At 29.9% G+C, this 19,461-nt stretch carries 14 protein-coding genes and 1 riboswitch; of the genes, 12 read left to right on the top strand and 2 right to left on the bottom strand.

The annotated features are described in order from the left end of the window. Positions 1-58: 58 nt before the first annotated feature. Positions 59-1,159: a tRNA 2-selenouridine(34) synthase MnmH gene (gene mnmH, locus J1C67_RS15955; protein WP_167865177.1), complete on the bottom strand. Its 1,101-nt coding sequence runs from the start codon at positions 1,157-1,159 to the stop codon at positions 59-61. Continuing rightward, entirely contained in the window at positions 1,159-2,193 is a 1,035-nt protein-coding gene (selD, locus tag J1C67_RS15950) for a selenide, water dikinase SelD (RefSeq protein ID WP_341479191.1), read from the bottom strand. The genes mnmH and selD overlap by 1 nt, the downstream gene beginning before the upstream one ends. 190 nt (positions 2,194-2,383) lie before the next feature. On the opposite strand from selD, the gene J1C67_RS15945 reads away from it, so the two are divergent. The 12 genes from J1C67_RS15945 to J1C67_RS15890 all read left to right on the top strand — a co-directional run bounded on the left by J1C67_RS15945 (position 2,384) and on the right by J1C67_RS15890 (position 19,341). Further along, entirely contained in the window at positions 2,384-4,138 is a 1,755-nt protein-coding gene (locus tag J1C67_RS15945; RefSeq protein WP_167865175.1) for an NAD(P)/FAD-dependent oxidoreductase, read from the top strand. Next, positions 4,131-5,408, top strand: coding sequence for an NAD(P)/FAD-dependent oxidoreductase (locus tag J1C67_RS15940; RefSeq protein ID WP_167865174.1), 1,278 nt, complete (start codon positions 4,131-4,133; stop codon positions 5,406-5,408). Before J1C67_RS15945 ends, J1C67_RS15940 begins: the two co-directional genes overlap by 8 nt. Before the next feature lie 4 nt (positions 5,409-5,412). Then, complete coding sequence (locus tag J1C67_RS15935) at positions 5,413-5,790, top strand: DUF1667 domain-containing protein (RefSeq protein ID WP_167865173.1); 378 nt, start codon at positions 5,413-5,415, stop codon at positions 5,788-5,790. A 1-nt stretch (position 5,791) separates the two neighbouring features. Then, positions 5,792-7,348 carry an FGGY-family carbohydrate kinase gene (locus J1C67_RS15930; RefSeq protein ID WP_089966283.1) on the top strand — a complete coding sequence of 519 codons (1,557 nt, stop codon included), beginning with the start codon at positions 5,792-5,794 and terminating at the stop codon, positions 7,346-7,348. Positions 7,349-7,366: 18 nt separating this feature from the next. After that, positions 7,367-9,064, top strand: a complete 1,698-nt coding sequence (locus J1C67_RS15925; RefSeq protein WP_167865172.1) for an FAD-binding oxidoreductase — start codon at positions 7,367-7,369, stop codon at positions 9,062-9,064. Positions 9,065-9,531: 467 nt separating this feature from the next. Then, positions 9,532-9,951, top strand: a complete 420-nt coding sequence (locus J1C67_RS15920) for a CBS domain-containing protein (protein WP_167865171.1) — start codon at positions 9,532-9,534, stop codon at positions 9,949-9,951. A gap of 281 nt (positions 9,952-10,232) precedes the next feature. Then, entirely contained in the window at positions 10,233-11,369 is a 1,137-nt protein-coding gene (locus J1C67_RS15915; RefSeq protein WP_167865170.1) for a betaine/proline/choline family ABC transporter ATP-binding protein, read from the top strand. Beyond that, positions 11,362-12,912, top strand: coding sequence for an ABC transporter permease/substrate-binding protein (locus J1C67_RS15910; protein ID WP_167865169.1), 1,551 nt, complete (start codon positions 11,362-11,364; stop codon positions 12,910-12,912). Before J1C67_RS15915 ends, J1C67_RS15910 begins: the two co-directional genes overlap by 8 nt. A 226-nt stretch (positions 12,913-13,138) precedes the next feature. After that, positions 13,139-13,320, top strand: a riboswitch (Lysine riboswitch). A 173-nt stretch (positions 13,321-13,493) separates the two neighbouring features. Then, positions 13,494-14,327: a transporter substrate-binding domain-containing protein gene (locus J1C67_RS15905; protein ID WP_167865168.1), complete on the top strand. Its 834-nt coding sequence runs from the start codon at positions 13,494-13,496 to the stop codon at positions 14,325-14,327. A 102-nt stretch (positions 14,328-14,429) separates the two neighbouring features. Next, positions 14,430-15,158, top strand: a complete 729-nt coding sequence (locus J1C67_RS15900; protein WP_167865167.1) for an amino acid ABC transporter permease — start codon at positions 14,430-14,432, stop codon at positions 15,156-15,158. Between the two features lie 93 nt (positions 15,159-15,251). Further along, on the top strand, positions 15,252-15,992 hold the full coding sequence (locus tag J1C67_RS15895; protein WP_089966271.1) for an amino acid ABC transporter ATP-binding protein: 741 nt from the start codon (positions 15,252-15,254) through the stop codon (positions 15,990-15,992). A gap of 145 nt (positions 15,993-16,137) precedes the next feature. Beyond that, entirely contained in the window at positions 16,138-19,341 is a 3,204-nt protein-coding gene (locus J1C67_RS15890) for a DEAD/DEAH box helicase (protein ID WP_167865166.1), read from the top strand. Positions 19,342-19,461 lie beyond the last annotated feature (120 nt).

Genomic DNA, 19,461 nt, shown 5'->3' with positions numbered 1-19,461 from the left:
ATAATTATGACTCCTAGGACAATCTATATTATAGGTTGTTCTAGGAGTCATAAATTTTTTATTTTAGAGATTTTAAATATTCTAATACATCTGAATTATTGCCTCTAAATAAAATATTTTTAGTAGTAGTATCTAATTGATGCTTATACATAGGATCATAATAATCAGTTAGAAATAACTTTATCCAATCTTGGTGAAAATCATAAATTCCAGTTTTTAATTGATTTGCATAAGCTTTTTCAAAGTAAGAATAGATTTGTGTAAATCGTTCCAGTCCTAATCGTTTTTTTACTCTGATTATGCTATTTGACATATAATTAAACCATTCTTGAAGCCCTAGCGCTTCATCACAATAATGTGCTATGTATTCGGACTGAGAGTTGATTACATATTCTTGCAGTGTAAGGTTAATACGTTCCTCAAGAGGAGCCTCTAAAACAACTAAATCACCAGCATTAAAATATGCGGCTAAGGGCTTAGGAATAAAATTAAGCCCTACATTACCGCCTTCATCTTCTAAAATAATATGTGAGTAGCCTTTTGCTCTATGTTTTATAAGTTTACAAGCAAGAGCATTTTCAAAATTTATTTGAGTAGGCTGTGGTGTAGTATGTCTACCAAAAGTAGATCCTCTATGATTAGCAAGGCCTTCTAGGTCAATAGAATTTTCTAGCTCGTTTAGCAAAATAGTTTTACCAGTTCCTGTGAAACCAGCTAAAACAATAGGTTTGCTACTTTGGACTTCAGCATCAAGTTCATCTATTAGATAATTACGAAATGCTTTATAACCACCTTCTAGTTTCACAATTTCTTTGCCAGCATACTTTTCAATCCATTCTTGACTAATACTTGAACGAGAACCACCTCTAAAACAATAAATCATACTTTTAGGGTTCTTATTAATAAATGATTCCCAAGATTTTATACGTTCATCTTTTATATTTCCAGAAACTAATTCATGACCAAGCTTAACAGCATCATGATTTCCTTTTTCTTTATAACATATACCAACTAAATGTCGTTCTTCATCATTCATAATAGGTAAATTAATTGAATTTATAAAGGCACCCTTTTTAAATTCGATAGGGGCTCTTACATCAATTAATGGGATGTCCTCAAGAACAATGTTTTTAAAGTCACTTGTTGTTTTAAAAGTCATTATATCACCTTAATAAGTTTATTTTCGCGTTTACAAGTATATCCAATAGGTTTTAGTGATAAACCTACTGAAGAAGTAATTTGTAAAAACTCAGAAACACTTTCTTTCTTAACAATGGCAAGCAGTCCACCAGAAGTTTGTGCATCACAAAGTATAAATTTTTGTTCGTCTGTCATCTCAGTTATAGTATCTCCGTAACTATTAAAGTTATTACGAGTACCACCAGATATACAATCCATTGCAAGATATTTTCTTACGTTTGGAAGAAGAGGAACTTCATTAAAATTAACTACAGCAGATATATCACTACCGTCGCAAATTTCTCCAAGATGACCAAGCAATCCAAAACCAGTTACATCAGTTAAAGCAACAACACCATCTAGGGCAGATATTTCACCACCAATTTTATTTAGTGTACACATAGCTTCAATAGCTGGATCAATATGACCTGGTTCTATTAATTTTCTTTTTTGAGCTGTAGTTAGGATACCTATTCCTAAAGGCTTAGTTAAGAAAATCTCGCAATTTTCAGTTGCCATATTATTTTGTTTTAAACGATTATTTTCTACAAGCCCTGTTACTGCTAATCCAAAGATAGGTTCTGGAGAATCTATAGAATGGCCTCCAGCAAGTGGAATTCCTGCATCATCGCATACAGATCTACCACCATCAATTACTTCTCTAGCTATTTCAGGTGAAAGTGTTTTAATTGGCCATCCTAATATAGCAATAGCCATAAGTGGTTTGCCCCCCATAGCATAAATGTCACTAAGAGCATTTGTTGCAGCTATTTTTCCAAACGTAAATGGATCATCTACTATAGGCATAAAAAAATCTGTAGTGCTAAGTACAGAAGTTCCGTTACCTAAATCAAAGGCAGCAGCATCGTCTTTTGTACTATTCCCAACTAATAAATTTGGATAGCTTATAACATTACGTGAAGTTTTAAGTATTGAATCTAATACTGCAGGTGAAATTTTACAACCACACCCAGCACCGTGGCTATATTCAGTAAGTTTAATATTTTCCATTATATCTACATCCTTTTTAAGTTGTTATGTATGATTATAACATAATCATATACTTAAACTACATATAGATAACCTAATCAAAGAAAAAATTACCTGATCATACTTAGGTGAGGATTTATCATTATTGCCATAAAAATAGCATAGTATATATAAATAATAAGATGTCCAAACATCCTAAGGAGATATGTATTTTATGGAGATAGATTATTTAAAAATTCAAAGGAAAATACAAAAAGATGTTAATAAGGAGGTTTACTGTAGCAAGTTAGGCTCATCAATACTACTTGAAGGTGAAGTATTAAGTTGGAATGAGGTAATAAAAGCAGGTAAGATTGCATCGAAAAAGGGATATAAGGGAGTAGTAAATAGGATCGCGGTTAAGGGTCTAGATATACCTAAAATAAAAAGCCCGAGTATAAATGATAATTTGCTAGATAATAAAAAGGTTGATGTACTTATAATTGGAGGTGGAGTGATAGGTTCGGCAATTGCAAGGGAACTATCAAAATGGCAAATATCAATTCTTTTAGTTGAAAAAGAAGAAGATCTTGCAATGCATACTTCATCAAGAAATGATGGAATGGTTCACCCTGGAATAGAAGCTCCAATTGGTAGTAAAAAATCAATATTTAATGTAAGAGGAAATGAGCTATATACAAAGGTTACAAAAGAGCTTGGGGTAGATTTTAATAGATGTGGGTCTACAGTGCTTTTTGAAAAAAGTATAATAAAGATTGCAAAACCACTTATAATGATCAGAGCTAAAAAGGTAGGAGTAAAGGATATTACTTTTTTATCTAAAGAAGAAGTGAGAAAAATAGAACCGAATGTATTAGACAATATAGCTGGAGCTATACACTTTGGTACTACAGGAGTGTTATCGCCTTATAAAATGACTTATGCATATGCAGAAAATGCAGCTATGAATGGAGTAGAGTTTTCATTTAATACAATGGTATCAGCTATAAATAGAGAAGGAAATGAAATATCTTCTGTGAAAACAAATAGAGGAGCTATATATCCAAAAGTAGTTATTAATGCGGCTGGTGTATATGCAGATAAAATAGCAGATATGGCAAATGATCAATTCTTTACAATACACCCAAGAAAGGGAGAGTCATTAATATTAGATAAGAAAACTGGAAATTTTATTAATGGAGTAGTGGCTATGCCTTCATTAAGTTTATCAAAGGGAAACACTAAAGGTGGAGGGCTTGTAAAAACTATAGAAGGAAATATATTAGTTGGACCAGATGCTTACGAACAACCTTATAGGGAGGATTATTCAACTAATAAAGAAAACATTGAAAATGTTATAAATAAGCACCTTAAAATAGTTCCTAAGATTTCAAAGGTAGATGTTATAACTTACTACTCAGGGATAAGAGCAGCAACTTATGAGGAGGATTTTATAATAGAACAATCAGAATATGTAAGAAATTTAATTTATGCAGCAGGTATTCAATCTCCAGGATTAGCTTCAGCACCAGCTATAGCAGAGGAAATTGAAAAAATAACCTGTAATTTATTAAAAAATAAAATTGAGATAAAGCCTAATATTAATTGGAACCCAATAAGACTTGGAATACCAGAGATAAGAAATTTATCCTTTGAGGAAAGATCGAAAATAATAAAGAAAAGACCATCTTATGGAGAAATTATTTGTAGATGTGAGGAAATTAGTAAAGGGGAAATAGAAGATGCTTTAAGATCTCCAATACCTGTTACAACTTTAGATGGAATAAAGAAAAGGGTTAGACCGGGGGCTGGAAGGTGTCAAGGTGGTTTTTGTACTCCTTATTTATTAGAAATAATTAAAAATGAGACTGGACGGAATTTTAATGAAATAACTAAAAATGGTGAAGGTTCAAGAATTTTAATAGAAGAGGTTCAGCAAGTGTATAAAGAAAAACCTAAAAATAATAGTGAGGTGAAAATAAATGAATAATAATAATATTCACTTTGATGTAATTATTTTAGGTGGTGGACCAGCGGGTCTAGCAGCAGCTTTATCTTGTAATGAAGAAGGTTCAAAAGTTTTAATAATAGAAAGGGCAGAAAAGCTTGGGGGCATATTGAAGCAATGTATTCATGATGGATTCGGACTTATAACATTTAATGAAAAAATAAGTGGTCCAGAGTATGCAAATAGATATATAAAAAAAGTTAGAGAAAAAAATATTGAAATTTATACATTAACCTTTGTTATAGATGTAAAAAAGACAGAAGAGGATTATATACTTACACTAGTTAATTCAAAGGAAGGGACTTTTAGGGTCTCAAGCAAAGCAATAATACTTGCTAATGGTTGTAGAGAAAAGACCTCAAGACAAATTTTTATAAATGGAGATAGGCCAGCAGGGATTTATAGCGCAGGTACAGCACAATATTTTACTAATATTTTAGGATACTTACCTTGTAAGGAGTGTGTTATTTTAGGTAGTGGAGATATTGGACTTATAATGGCTAGAAGACTAACTTTAGAAGGTGCAAAGGTTTTAGGGGTATACGAAGTAAAGGATACGCCTTCAGGTTTAAGTAGAAATATTTCACAATGTTTAGATGATTATAAGATTCCATTACATTTATCACATACCGTTACAAAAGTAATTGGAGATAAAAGAGTAGAGGCTGTAGAAGTTTGCAAGGTAGATGAAAAAATGCAACCAATAAAGGGGTCAGAAGAGGTCATAAAGTGTGACAGTTTAATATTATCAGTTGGGTTAATACCAGAAAATGAAATCGCTGAAAAACTAGGAGTTGAGATTGATGGAAATACAAAAGGCCCTATAGTAGATCAAAATTTTATGACTAGTGTTAATGGAGTTTTCTCTTGTGGAAACGCACTTCATGTAAACGATCTAGTTGATTATGTTTCTGAAAGTGGAGATTTTGCAGGAAAGAATGCTGGGGAATATGTTAAAAAAGGAATATGCAAAGAGGATATAGATATTAATTATAATAGTAAAGATTTTCTTTATGTTGTACCACAAAAAATTAATATAGCTACAAAAAACAAAGTTACTATGTATTTTAGAAGTAGAGAGATAAAAAGAAATGTAATAGTAGAGCTAAAGTTAGGTGATGAAGTAATATTAAGGAAAAAATATATAGTTATTAAGCCTCCAGAAATGGAAAAATTAATTATAGAAATAGACAAGCTACAAATAGATAATAAATCAAAACTAAATTTCTTTATGAGCACTATAAAGGAGTAATTAAATGGAAGATAAAAAAATTATATGTATTGTTTGTCCAAATGGTTGTGAATTATATGTGAAAAAACTAGGAGAAGAATTGATAATAACGGGTAATAAATGTAGCAGAGGAAAAGATTTTGCTATAAATGAAATGATTGACCCTAAAAGAAGCATATCATCAACCGTAAAAACAATATTTGAAAACATGCCAAGATTACCAGTAAGAACAGATACAGAGATAAGTAAAGAAAGAATAATTGATTTAATGAAGGTATTGAGTAATGTTTTAATAGATAAGCCTGTTAGGGTAAATGATGTAATAGTAGAAAATGTATTAGATTCAGGTGTTAATGTAATTTCAACCTCAGATTTAGGCTATGAAAATAGGAGGACGCAATGATATGGATAATAAATATGTCCTTTCAATAGATTGTGGAACTCAAAGTGTTAGGGCCTTAATATTTGATAGTGTTGGAACTTTAATAGGAAAAGAAAAATTAGATTTTATTCCTTATTTTTCTACAGAGCCTGGATTTGCAGAACAAGATCCTCAGGTGTTTTGGGAAGGTATATGCAGAGTTTGTAAAAATCTTAAAGAAAATTTTGAAGATATATGGGATGAAATTTTATCAGTAACTGTTACAACTCAAAGAGATACTGGTATAAATTTAGATAAGAATGGTAAGGTTCTAAGACCAGCTATAATATGGTTAGATCAAAGGATGGCTAAATGTAGTAAGCCAATAAGTTTTAAATATAGGGTTATGTTTTCATTAGTAGGTATGAATAAAGCTATTGAAGTTTCTAGGCGTAAAAGTAAAGCTAATTGGATAAAAGAAAATCAACCTTATATTTGGGATAAGACTTATAAATATTTATTACTTTCAGGTTATTTTAATTATAAGCTTACTGGTAAATTTATTGATTCTATAGCATCCCAGATAGGCCATATACCTTTTAATTATAAGAAAAAGCAATGGCCACAAAAAGAAAAAGATTATAGGTGGGAAACCTTTGGAATTGAAAAAGATAAGTTGCCTGAACTTGTGGAACCTGGAACAATTTTAGGATATATAAATAAAGATGTTTCAGAGGAGACTGGAATAAAGATAGGGATTCCTGTTATAGCTTCTGGATCAGATAAGGGTTGTGAAACCATAGGAACAGGATGTAAAAATTTGGAGTATGTAAATTTAAGTTTTGGAACAACAGCAACAGTACAAGGAATGGCAGAGAAATATTTTGAACCTTTAAGATTTATGCCTGCTTATCCAGCTTGTATTCAGGGTTATTATAATCCTGAGTTTGAAATATTTAGAGGGTATTGGATGATTAGTTGGTTTAAAAAAGAGTTTGCAGCTAAGGAATCTATTGAAGCTAAAGAAAAAGGTATAACGGAGGAAGAAATTTTAAATAAGAGGTTAATGGAAATTCCACCAGGATCTCATGGTCTTATTCTACAACCTTATTGGGGGCCTGGGTTAAAATCTCCAAAGGCAAAGGGTGCAATAATAGGTTTTGGAGATATTCATACACGTATTCATATTTACAGGGCAATTATAGAAGGAATAAATTATGGATTATTAGATGGAATAAATAAGATAGAGAAAAAATCTAAGGTAAAGGTTAAATATGTAATGGTATCTGGCGGGGGTTCACAAAGCAATACTATATGTCAGATAACTTCAGATATGTTAAATAGAAAGGTTTATAAAAGTCATACACATGAAACATCAGGTCTTGGAGCTGCAATAGTATCATTTGTAGCTTTAGGAATATATCCAAACTTTCATGAGGCTGTTGATAATATGGTTCATTATAAAGTGGTATTTGAGCCGAATAAGGATAATGCATTAATTTATTCAAAATTATTTAATAGAGTTTACAAAAAAGTATATTTAAGACTTTCTTATTTATATTCAGAAATTCAAAGAATTACAAATTATCCAGATATTTAAATTTGAGGGGGAAATATTATGAGTAAAACAGAAGGAAATAAATTCAGACCTACCTGGTGTGAAGAGATACCTCCAGAGGGTTCTTATAGATCTATATTAAAATGGGGAGATAAAAAAGAATTTAAGCATCCTAATGATAGGTTATATTCATTAATGAAGAAAACATTTGAAATGACAGATATTGATTTTAAAAATACCCAAAAAACAGGGATTGAAAAGGTATCATTTAATAAACCTATTACTTTAACTGAAGATCAAATTAAACATTTTGAAGATATTGTAGGTAAAGAAAATATAAAGAGAGATGATTATTCAAGACTACAAGTAGCTTATGGTAAAACAATGATAGATCTAATGAGGCTTAGAGAAGGGATAGTTGAAAATATACCAGATATAGTTATACATCCAAGGAGTAAAGAAGATATAGAGAAAATAGTTAAGTTTTGTAATGAAGAATTAATACCTATATATATTTATGGAGGAGGTTCATCAGTAACTAGAGGTGTAGAGTGCGTTAAATGTGGGGTATCTTTAGATATGAGAGTTCATATGAATAAGGTAATTAGATTTAATGAAATAAATCAAACAATAACTGTTGAACCGGGAATGTCAGGACCAAAGCTGGAAGAAACATTAAATAATGCAGAAAAGCTTTTTGGGGCTAAAAGAGCATATACCTGTGGACATTTTCCACAATCTTTTGAGTATTCAGTAGTAGGTGGGTGGGTAGTTACAAGGGGAGCTGGACAAAATTCTACGTATTTTGGAAAAATAGAGGACATGGTAATATGCCAAGAATATATTACGGCTATTGGAACTATTAAAACTCAAGAGTTTCCAGCAAGTTCAACAGGTCCATCTATAGATGAAATTATGATGGGCAGTGAAGGTGCTTTTGGAATTCTTGTATCAGTAACAGTAAAAATATTTAAACATATGCCAGAAAATCAAAGAAGATTTAGTTATATATTTAAAAATTGGGATGATGCAAGGGAAGCTGGAAGAGAAATAATGCAAGGTCAATTTGGATTTCCATCAGTATTTAGATTATCAGATCCAGAAGAAACTGATGTTATGATGAAGCTTTATGGAGTAGAAGGAACTGTAATAGATAAAGTAATGATAGCGAGAGGCTTTAAACAAAATCAAAGGTGTATGTTTTTAGGATTTACAGATGGAGAAAAAAGTTTTACAAAGGTAGTTAGAAGAAAGGTTCATAAAATATGTAAAAAATATGGTGCAATGTACACTACAGGTTTTGTTACAAAATCTTGGGAACATGGAAGGTTTAAAGATCCATACTTAAGAGAAGATTTACAGGATTATGGAATAATGACAGATACATTAGAATGTTCAGTATCTTGGGAAAATATGAAATATGTTCATGAGGGAGTAAGAGAATATTGTAAGAGCAGACCAAATACAATTTGTATGACGCATATGTCTCATGTATATCCTCAAGGCGCAAATTTGTACTTTATATTTATAGCTAAGATGAATGACATAGATGAATATTTAAAATATCAGTCAGGAATATTAGATAATATTCAAAAATATGGAGCAGCAATGAGTCATCATCATGGCATAGGAAAAATGACAGGTCCATGGCTTGAAGGACAAATTGGAAAAAATCAAATGGATGTCTATAAAGCATTAAAGAAACATTTTGATCCTAATAATATAATGAATCCAGGTGGAACATTAGGATTAGACTAGGAATTATTTAATGCATATTGTGACTTGGGTTTATCCCAGGTCTTTTTTGCCTGAAATTCTAAAAATAAGACATTATTATTAATAGTAATTGCTGTAGCAAAAGCAAGTTTTATTCAGTAGTTTAGTTGAATTATTTAATACACTGAAACTAAAATTGTGAAGAAAGTTAAAATGAATAATGTATCTTAACCCTGGGAATCATAAATTTGGAGGTGATGAAAAAATGCAAAAAAAATCTGAAGAAAAAAGAAAAAATGAAACTATAGATTCAAAATCAGAACAGCCAGTAACAAGAGGAACTGGTTTAAATCTGACTAAACCTGTTAGAGGTTTACCTGAGTAATAAGAGATGTAAAATAAAATTACATTATATTATAGTATCATAGATGATAATAATTCATGAGCATCTAATGTTTAGTTAAGAACTTAATAAGTCTAAATTACAAATGAAAGAAGAGGTGCATACAATGAAAGTAGATGAATTAATGACAAAGTCAGTGGTAACTTTAAATGTAGGTGATACTGTTGAAAAAGCTGCAACTTTAATGAAAGAACATAATGTTGGGTCAATACCTGTTTGTGAAGGCAATACAATTAAGGGAATAATAACTGATAGAGACATAACATTAAAAGCTGTAGCAGTTGGAAAAGATTCTAAGACTCAAACTGTTAATGAGATTATGAGTACTAATATAATAACAGGAAATCCAAATATGAGTATAGATGAAGCAACAAAAATAATGAGTGAAAATCAAATTAGAAGATTAACTATAGTAGATAATAATAATTTAGTTGGCATAATTGCACTAGGGGATTTAGCTACAGAAAACAATAGTGATGAAATGGCAGGAAGTGCTTTAAGTAGCATTTCACAGGGAACAAAATAATTAGAAGTTAATATAAAACTAAAATGTATTCTATGGAATAGACCTCAAAAAAAGTCTACTCCATAGGGTATAATTTAAAAAGCAAGAGGGTAACTTTATATTTATAAAACACCTCTAACAAACAATGAATTGCCACGTTAAAGTCTTATTAGTAGTTTGGAAATTTGTAATTATATTTAGTAGAAGGTAAAGAGAATTTTACTTTTGGGGCAAATTATGTTATACTTATAACTGACAACTTAATAAAAAATACAAGTTGTCATTAGCCGAGGAGGTTTAATATGATAGAATTCAAAAATATAACGAAAAAAATTGGTTCAAAAACTATTTTAGAAAATATAAACTTAACTATAGAGAAAAATTCTCTTGTTGTTATAATAGGCTCTAGCGGATGCGGTAAAACCACTTCATTAAAAATGATAAACAAGCTTATTACCCCTACATCCGGAGAGATTTATATAAATAACATGCCTATTTCTAAAATGAACACAATAGAGCTTAGACGGGGAATAGGGTATGTTATTCAAAATACTGGGCTTTTCCCTCATATGACTATTAGAGAAAATATTTCTTTAATTCCAGAGTTGAAAAAAATTGAAACTAAAGAAGCTATTGCTAGTAAAACTAATGATTTATTAAAGCTTGTAGGGCTTTCGCCAGAAGAGTACTTAGATAAATATCCTGGTGAGTTAAGTGGTGGACAACAACAAAGAATTGGAGTTGCTAGAGCTTTTGCTACTGATGCTGAAATAATTTTAATGGATGAGCCTTTTAGTGCCCTTGATCCTATAACACGTAGTTCTCTTCAAGAGGAACTTTTTTCAATGCAACAAGAGCTACATAAAACAATAATATTTGTTACTCATGATATGGAAGAAGCTATAAAGCTAGCTGATAAAATTTGTATCATGAACAAGGGGGAAATTGCACAGTTTGATACGCCTGAAAATATTCTTAAAAATCCAGCTAACGATTTTATTAAAGATTTTATCGGAGCAAATAGAGTCTGGAATACCCCAGAATTTATAAAAGCTAAGGATATTATGATTAAAACACCTGTTTCAGTTTCTTCTTCGAGGAACATTTTACAAGCAATTGAAATTATGAAAATTAATAAGGTAGATAGTTTACTTATTGTTGATAAATCTAATATTTTGATAGGGCTTGTAACTTTAAAAGACATTAAGCGTAGCACTGCAAAAGAAACGAAACTTGAAGAAATAATGGAACATAATGTATTATCTGTTTATGAAGATGATAATATTTTAAATATACTTGAATTAATTAACTCTCACGCTATCGGATACATTCCGGTTATAACAAAAGACAATCACTTAGCTGGTCTTGTAACTAGAAGTAGTTTGATTTCAGTATTAAGTGAACAATTTTTAGATACGGAGGAGTTAAGTAATGAGTAAATTTTTTGAATTTGTAATAAATAGAAAAGAAGAAATTCTAAGTTTGTTTATTCAACATATATATTTAACTTTTGGCGCTATTTTAATTGCTATTTTAATTGGTATTCCACTAGGTATTTTGATGAGTAAAGTTAAAACACTTCAAAAACCTATTTCTGCTCTAATAAATGTAATCCAATCTATACCTTCTATGGCTCTTCTTGGATTATTGATTCCTATACTGGGTATTGGAAGTGTCCCAGCTATTACTATGGTAGTTTTATATTCACTTCTACCAATTGTTAAAAACACTTATACGGGACTTACAAATATAAATCCTGATGTACTGGAATCAGCTAGAGGTATGGGACTTACTAGTAGACAGACACTTAGACTTGTTCAAATCCCACTAGCACTTCCACTAATTATGTCTGGTATTAGAATATCAGCAGTTATGGCAGTTGGTCTTATGACTCTTGCTGCATTTATAGGTGCAGGTGGGCTTGGATACCTTGTTTATTCTGGAATACAAACTGTTAATAACAATATGATTTTAGCAGGAGCTATACCATCGTGTATATTAGCACTTGTAATAGATTTTCTTTTTGGAAAAATTGAAGTTCTTATTATGCCAAAGGGTTTAAACCCAACTAAGCATAAATCTAAATCAACAGGTTTAAAAGTTACTTTAGCTATAATTTTAGTTGCTTTAATAGGCTCTTCACTATTTGCTGTTTTAAAGCCTAAAGGTGAAACTATAGTTATTGGATCTAAAAGTTTTTCTGAACAATTAATTTTAGGAAATATGTATGCAGAGTTAATAGAAGAGCATACTGATTTAAATGTAGAAAAAAAATTAGGTTTAGCTGGTAGTTCTGTTACTATGGAGGGGCTTTATGCTGGTGAAATTGATCTTATGGTTGAATATACAGCAACACTATATATAAATGTATTAAATCAAGAACCCTCTGTAGATAAAGAGCTTATTTATTCTAAATCAAAAGAAATTATGGAGAAAGAACATAAGCTTACTTTATTAGAACCACTGGGATTTAATAATGGTTTTACTATAGCTATGAAACCTGAAGTAGCTGATAAATATGGAATAACTTCAATATCTGATTTGGCTAAAGTAAGTTCTGAATTAGTTTTTGGACCTACCTTAGAGTTTTTAAATAGAGTGGATGGATTTCAAAATTTAGCTTCAGTTTACAATTTGAATTTCAAAAATATTGTTGGAATTGATGGAGCTCTTAGGTATAAGGCACTTGATAATGGCGAATCTGATGTTATAGATGCCTTTACAACTGATGGACTTTTAAAAACCTTTAATCTTAAGGTTTTAGAAGATGACTTAAACTTTTTTGCACCTTATGATGCAATTCCACTTGTAAGAATGGAAACACTTGAAAAGTATCCTGAACTTAAAACAGTTTTAAATATGTTATCCGGTAAATTAAGTCAAGAAACTATGATTGACCTTAATTATAAAGTAGATGATCTTGGCGAAGATCCTGCGCAAGTTGCTAAAGAATATCTTCGCTCAGAAGGTTTAATTAAATAATAAATAATATAAAGCACTTACTGTGGTAGGTGCTTTATTAATTTGTGGATAAAGTGAAATTTACATTAAAACAAATAACAATATAATATACGAAGATATAATTTTGTAAAAAACAAACACAAATAATAAACTTGTTAATATGTTATAACTTAAAATCTGAAAGGGTTGACAGATATAATGTAATATTATATACTAAAATCATAATTTAATAATACCTCGCTTTTACAGGTGAGGTAGAGGCGCGACATTTAACAGTCTTTAGTGGAGTTTGAGAAGCATTGATACTAAAGAGAAGGAAAAGTCGCCGAAGTTTATAATATTTCTCAATATTATTTGCTGGGTCTGTAGTAAATAACTGCAGGACTGTCTCAATAAATTTCCGATTTATTGAGTTGAGCTATCTCATTTAGGAGAAGAAAGAGGATTTAAGGGCAATTGTGAATATTGTGACTTGGGTTTATCTCAGGTCTTTTTTTGTTACCCAAAATTCTAAAAAAACATTATTATCCATGTGAGAAGCGGGAAAATATACTTTCTAAATCTATAGTAGAATAAAAAAAACAAGAAGGAGAGGATTAATTATGAAAAAAAGAATATTATCAATAGTAATGGCTGTAGTAACAGCTACAATGTTAACAGCATGTGGGTCAAATAGTAAGTCGGGAGGTACTACTGCAAAGGGTGAAACATTTAAAGTAGGACTTGAAGCTGGATATGCTCCATTTAACTGGACTCAAATGGATAATTCAAATGGTGGGGTTAAAATTGAAGGAAGCTCAGAATATGCAGGCGGATATGATGTAGAGATTGCAAAAAAAATAGCTGATGGGTTAGGAAAAGAATTAGTTATAGTTAAAACTGAATGGGATGGTCTTGTACCCGCATTACTTTCAGGGAAAATAGATGGAATAATTGCAGGTATGTCACCAACAGAAGAACGTATGCAAACAATAGATTTTTCAAATAATTATTATAAATCAGATTTGGTTATGGTAGTTAAAAAAGGTGGGAAATATGAAGGCGCTACTTCTATCCAAGATTTTAACGGAGCAAAAGTAACTGCTCAATTAAATACATTCCACTACTCAGTAATTGATCAAATTAAAGGGGTGTCTAAGGAACCAGCTATGGATAACTTCCCAACAATGAGAGTTGCCCTTCAATCAGGAATGATTGATGGATATGTATCAGAACGTCCAGAAGGTGTTAGTTCTGAAAATGCTAACTCAAGTTTTAAAATGGTAGAATTTAAAGAGAAATTTGTTGCATCAGATGAGGATACAACAATTGCGGTAGGTATTGCAAAAAATAGTGAATTAACATCTAAAATAAATGAAGTATTAACAGGTATTTCAGAAAAAGATCGTACAGACATTATGGATATAGCTATAAAGAACCAACCAGCAGCTAATTAATAAGTATAGACTACATCAAATAGTATGTAGTCTATTTTATAAAAAGAGTAAATACAAATTCCTGTAGAGAATATTACAGGAATTATTATAAGGAGAATAAATATGAGTTTTGAGTGGGTAATGAAAATTATTTCGGAAAATGGGCCAATGTTCCTTCGTGGAGCAGGTATGACACTTCTAATATCAATGGTAGGAACTGTTGTAGGATCTGTTTTCGGGTTGCTAGTGGGAGGGGTACGTACTATCCCTATTCCAGATAGAGGAATAAAGAAATGGATTTTTAAATTTATAAATGCTATTTTATCTATTTATATAGAAGTCTTTCGTGGAACACCTATGATTGTGCAAGCTATGGTAATTTATTATGGTTCTGCTTTAGCATTTGGTATAAATATGAACAAAATAGCAGCGGCAATTTTTATAGTATCTGTTAATACAGGTGCTTATATGTCAGAAATTGTTCGTGGTGGTATTTTGTCAGTTGATAAAGGTCAATTTGAAGCTGCGCAAGCTATAGGTATGAATCATATTCAAACTATGATTCATGTGGTATTGCCACAAGTAATTCGTAACATTCTGCCAGCAACAGGTAATGAATTTGTAATTAATATTAAAGATACATCAGTTCTTAATGTAATATCTGTAACAGAATTATATTTTCAAACAAAATCTATTGCAGGAAATAACTTTAGGTATTTTGAATCATTTTTTGTTGCCTGTGTTATTTATTTTATAATGACATTTACAGTAACAAGAATTTTACGTTATATTGAAAAAAAATTAGATGGTCCAGATAATTACATTATGAGTGGAAATCAAATGCAAGTATAAAAATATGAATATATAATATGTAGAATTTTAAAATAATAATTGGAATAAACATAAGGGGTTTTTCAATATCGCTTATGCCGATAAGGGGGAAATATGGAAAAAGTAATTGATATTCAACATTTAAGTAAATCCTTTGGTACCCATGAAGTATTAAAAGATATTGATTTTTCAGTAGAAAAGGGAGAAGTAGTATGTATAATCGGTTCATCAGGATCTGGGAAGTCAACTCTTCTTCGTTGTGTTAATCTTCTAGAAAAACCAAGTGGTGGTGAAATTATTTATAATGGAGAAAATATTTTAGATGATAAACATGATATTTATGAATACCGTAGAAAATTAGGAATGGTATTCCAACAATTTAATTTGTTTAATAATCATAATGTTTTAAGTAATTGCGCTGTTGGGCAAATGAAAGTATTAAAACGTTCTAAAGAAGATGCTGAAAAAGTAGCTATGAAATATTTAGATGTTGTTGGAATGAAGCAATATGTTAATGCAAAGCCAAAACAATTATCAGGTGGGCAAAAACAACGTGTGGCTATTGCAAGAGCCCTTTCAATGGAACCGGATGTTATGTTGTTCGATGAACCAACATCAGCACTTGATCCTGAAATGGTAGGAGAAGTTCTTAAGGTTATGAAGGAACTTGCAAAAACTGGTCTTACTATGTTAATAGTAACCCATGAAATGGAATTTGCGAGGGAAGTAGCTGATCGTGTGGTGTTTATGGATAAAGGAGTTATCGTAGAGCAAGGACCTCCAGAGCAAATATTCAATAATCCAACTGAAGAACGTACAAAAGAATTCTTAAAACGTATATTGAAAACTATGTAAAAAAGTAATATATATTAGATATGTTTAAACAAATGCACTAGAAAGGATACTTCTAGTGCGTTTGTTTTTTTTATTATGTAATATAAAGCTAATTTATAGTATATAATTGTAGAAAACTACATAGTAAAAAACATGAGGTGAAGGATTGAATATTAAAGAATTAATTGAGAAGTTAAATAAAAATGTTACTAGTAAAAATTTAAAGAAATCAGAAGTCATTTATAGTAAGGCCAATGTTGTAGAAATGCAGATTAGTGATTTAGATAATTTTATGAATATAAATGGACTTAGTATAAGTGCATCTGTTTTATCAGATAATAAAAGATCTTCTTATGATGCAGATTTTTCTGTTGATATAGATAGTGGAAGAGTAATTGATACAGAATGTGATTGTTTAGATTACCGTAAAAATAATGATTGGAGCGGAACATATATGTGTAATCATATAGCCGCAATGTACCATGTTTTTATGGGAAATTTAAAAAAGGAAATAGAACTTAATAATAGTAGTGAATATTTAGAAAAAACAGGTGAGAAACTTTTAAATGATATTGAAGCATTATATAGACAAAAAGAGAACGTAAAACTAGAAGTTAACTTACATAAAAAAGCACAACGAAATTTAGAGTATTTTGAAGTAGATTTTAAGATAGGTAATAAGAAAATGTATGTTCTTAAAAATTTAAGGGATTTTACTTTAGCAAGGATTAATAATACTCCTCTTCAGTATGGAAAAGATTTTATCTATGATTCAAATATTAATGATTTTGAAGAAAAGGATGAGAATATAGTAGAATTTATTGAAGATTTTATTATTACTAAGGGATTACTTACAGAGCAGAGCTATGGTTTTGATAGCGGGAGTTCAAAACAATTAAAATTATCGATAAGTAGTTTAAGAAGGTTTCTAGAAATTGTTAGTCATAAAAAAATACATTTTGAAGGAAAAGAAGTGGGAATATTAAAGGAAGACTTACCTTTAGATTTGAAAATTTCTGTAGATTCAGAAGAAAAATATTCCCTAGAGCTATTAACTACTGATATAGTTCCGCTTAGTCTTAAAAAGGATGTTTTTATTTATAATGATAACATCTATCTACCTTGTAAAAACCAAATAGATAATTTGAAAATAATTTCAAACAACATAGAGGACAGAAGAAAAGTTTTATTTAAAAAGGAAAACGTAAATAGAATTTTTAATGATCTTATTCCTATGTTAGAAAATACAAGTAAAAAAATAGAATATGATAATTCCTTAAAAGCAGTAGAAAAAAATGATTTAGAGGTATCCTTTTATTTTGATGAAAATAGAAAAACGATAACTCTAGATGTGAAGTTAAAATATGGCCAAGAGGAACTATTATTAATAGAAAATGAGAATGAAAATAAAGATAAAATAATAATAAGAGATAAAAAGAAAGAAACAGAAGTACTAAGAACTATAGAAAATCTAAATATATCAATACAAAATAAAAAATTTGTTTTTAATGGAGATGAAGAAGAATTATATAATTTATTAACAGAAGGATATAAAGAGCTAGATAAATATGGAGAAGTATATTATTCTGAAAGATTTAAAAGTAGAAAAATATATAAAACACCTTCAATAAAAGCAGATATAAAAGAAAATGATAATGGGTATTTAGATTTCTCTTTTAATATAGAAGATATTAATCCAAAGGAATATAAAAATATATTATCTTCATTTAGAAATAAAAAAAGATTTCATAAATTAAAGGATAATAGTTTTATAAATTTAGAAGATGATAAGCTTAACGAACTTTTAGGTATGATGGATAAAATAGTATCAAATGAAAAAGAAATTAATAACATAAGATTACATAAAAATAGAAGTGTATTGTTAAATGAATTTGTAAATAGAAAAAATTTAGAATTTATTAAAGGATCAAAAGTAATAAAAGATACAGTGAAGAAGCTAGAAAATATAAATGATATATCCTATGAGCTTCCAAAAGATTTAAATGCGACACTTAGAGAATATCAAGTTGATGGTTTTAAGTGGTTTAAAAATTTAAGCTATCTTGGTTTTGGAGGAGTCCTTGCAGATGAAATGGGACTTGGAAAAACATTACAAGCAATTTCTTTTATACTTTCAGAAAAAGGGAAGAAAACATTAATAGTTGCACCAACTTCTCTTATATATAATTGGAAAAATGAGTTTGAAAAATTTGCACCAACTCTTAAAATTGCAATAGTTCATGGAAACAAAGAGGAAAGAGACGAGATAATAAAAAAATATATAGAGTATGATGTGCTATTAACAACCTATGGAACATTAAGAAATGATGAAGAGAGTTATAAAAATATAATCTTTGATCATTGTATAATAGATGAGGCACAAAATATTAAAAATCCACTTGCTCAAAGTACAAAAAAAATTAAAGAGATCAAAGCAAAGGTAAAATTTGCTTTGACAGGAACACCTATAGAAAATAATTTAATAGATATTTGGAGCATATTTGATTTTGTTATGCCAGAATATTTATATAATAATTCAGAGTTTAAAAAAAGATTCATAGATAAGGAAGAAGGATCTAAGCAACTTCAAAAATATATAAAACCATTTATGCTTAGAAGGCTTAAAAAGGATGTTATAAAAGAACTTCCAGAAAAAATAGAAAAGAAACATTATATAGATCTTACAAAAGAGCAGAAAAAGGTTTATAGCGCTTTTGTAAAAGATATAAAAGAAAAAATGGAAGATGAAAGCTTTGAGGGAGATAAAATTACTATATTCTCATATTTAACAAAGCTAAGACAATTATGTTTAGAACCATCACTTTTAATAGAGGGTTATAAAGGTGGAAATGGTAAATTAGAAGCATCATTAGAAATTATAAAAGATGCAATAGAAAATAATCATAAAATACTTTTATTTTCACAGTTTACATCAGTACTATCAGTTATAGGAGATGAACTAGAAAAAAACAATATAGAATATTCATATTTAGATGGAAAGACTAAATCTTCCAAAAGATTAGAACTAGTAGAAGAATTTAATAATAGTGAAAAAGCAAAGGTGTTTTTAATATCACTTAAAGCGGGAGGAACAGGTCTAAACCTTACATCAGCAGATATAGTTATACATTTTGATCCCTGGTGGAACCCAGCTATTGAAGAACAGGCTAGCGATAGAGCACATAGAATAGGACAAAAAAAGGTGGTAGAGGTAATAAAACTTATTGCACAAGGAACCATAGAAGAAAGAATAATAAACCTTCAAGAAGAAAAAAAGGATTTAATAAATAATGTAATGAGTGGTGGATATGAAGGGGCAAATATACTTTCTACCCTTTCAAATAAAGATTTAATGGATTTATTTGTGTAAAAATATAGTTAAATAAGTAAAATATAAATAAAGGGGCTATCTATTAATGATTTTAATAGATAGCCCCTTTATTAAATTTACTATGCCTTATGTGGAGTATTGAATTTAATGAAAATATCG

It is taken from the genome of Clostridium gasigenes, assembly GCF_017348895.1.
Taxonomy (GTDB): Bacteria; Bacillota; Clostridia; order Clostridiales; family Clostridiaceae; genus Clostridium; species Clostridium gasigenes.
Note: the sequence above shows the minus strand (reverse complement) of the source record. Positions and strands in the feature narration are given on the sequence as shown.

What these genes read in the sequence shown, in the direction of transcription:
- mnmH (WP_167865177.1), bottom strand. Translation starts at nt 1,159, where the DNA reads ATGACTTTTAAAACAACAAGTGACTTTAAAAACATTGTTCTTGAGGAC.
- J1C67_RS15945 (WP_167865175.1), top strand. Translation starts at nt 2,384, where the DNA reads ATGGAGATAGATTATTTAAAAATTCAAAGGAAAATACAAAAAGATGTT.
- J1C67_RS15940 (WP_167865174.1), top strand. Translation starts at nt 4,131, where the DNA reads ATGAATAATAATAATATTCACTTTGATGTAATTATTTTAGGTGGTGGA.
- J1C67_RS15935 (WP_167865173.1), top strand. Translation starts at nt 5,413, where the DNA reads ATGGAAGATAAAAAAATTATATGTATTGTTTGTCCAAATGGTTGTGAA.
- J1C67_RS15930 (WP_089966283.1), top strand. Translation starts at nt 5,792, where the DNA reads ATGGATAATAAATATGTCCTTTCAATAGATTGTGGAACTCAAAGTGTT.
- J1C67_RS15925 (WP_167865172.1), top strand. Translation starts at nt 7,367, where the DNA reads ATGAGTAAAACAGAAGGAAATAAATTCAGACCTACCTGGTGTGAAGAG.
- J1C67_RS15920 (WP_167865171.1), top strand. Translation starts at nt 9,532, where the DNA reads ATGAAAGTAGATGAATTAATGACAAAGTCAGTGGTAACTTTAAATGTA.
- J1C67_RS15915 (WP_167865170.1), top strand. Translation starts at nt 10,233, where the DNA reads ATGATAGAATTCAAAAATATAACGAAAAAAATTGGTTCAAAAACTATT.
- J1C67_RS15910 (WP_167865169.1), top strand. Translation starts at nt 11,362, where the DNA reads ATGAGTAAATTTTTTGAATTTGTAATAAATAGAAAAGAAGAAATTCTA.
- J1C67_RS15905 (WP_167865168.1), top strand. Translation starts at nt 13,494, where the DNA reads ATGAAAAAAAGAATATTATCAATAGTAATGGCTGTAGTAACAGCTACA.
- J1C67_RS15900 (WP_167865167.1), top strand. Translation starts at nt 14,430, where the DNA reads ATGAGTTTTGAGTGGGTAATGAAAATTATTTCGGAAAATGGGCCAATG.
- J1C67_RS15895 (WP_089966271.1), top strand. Translation starts at nt 15,252, where the DNA reads ATGGAAAAAGTAATTGATATTCAACATTTAAGTAAATCCTTTGGTACC.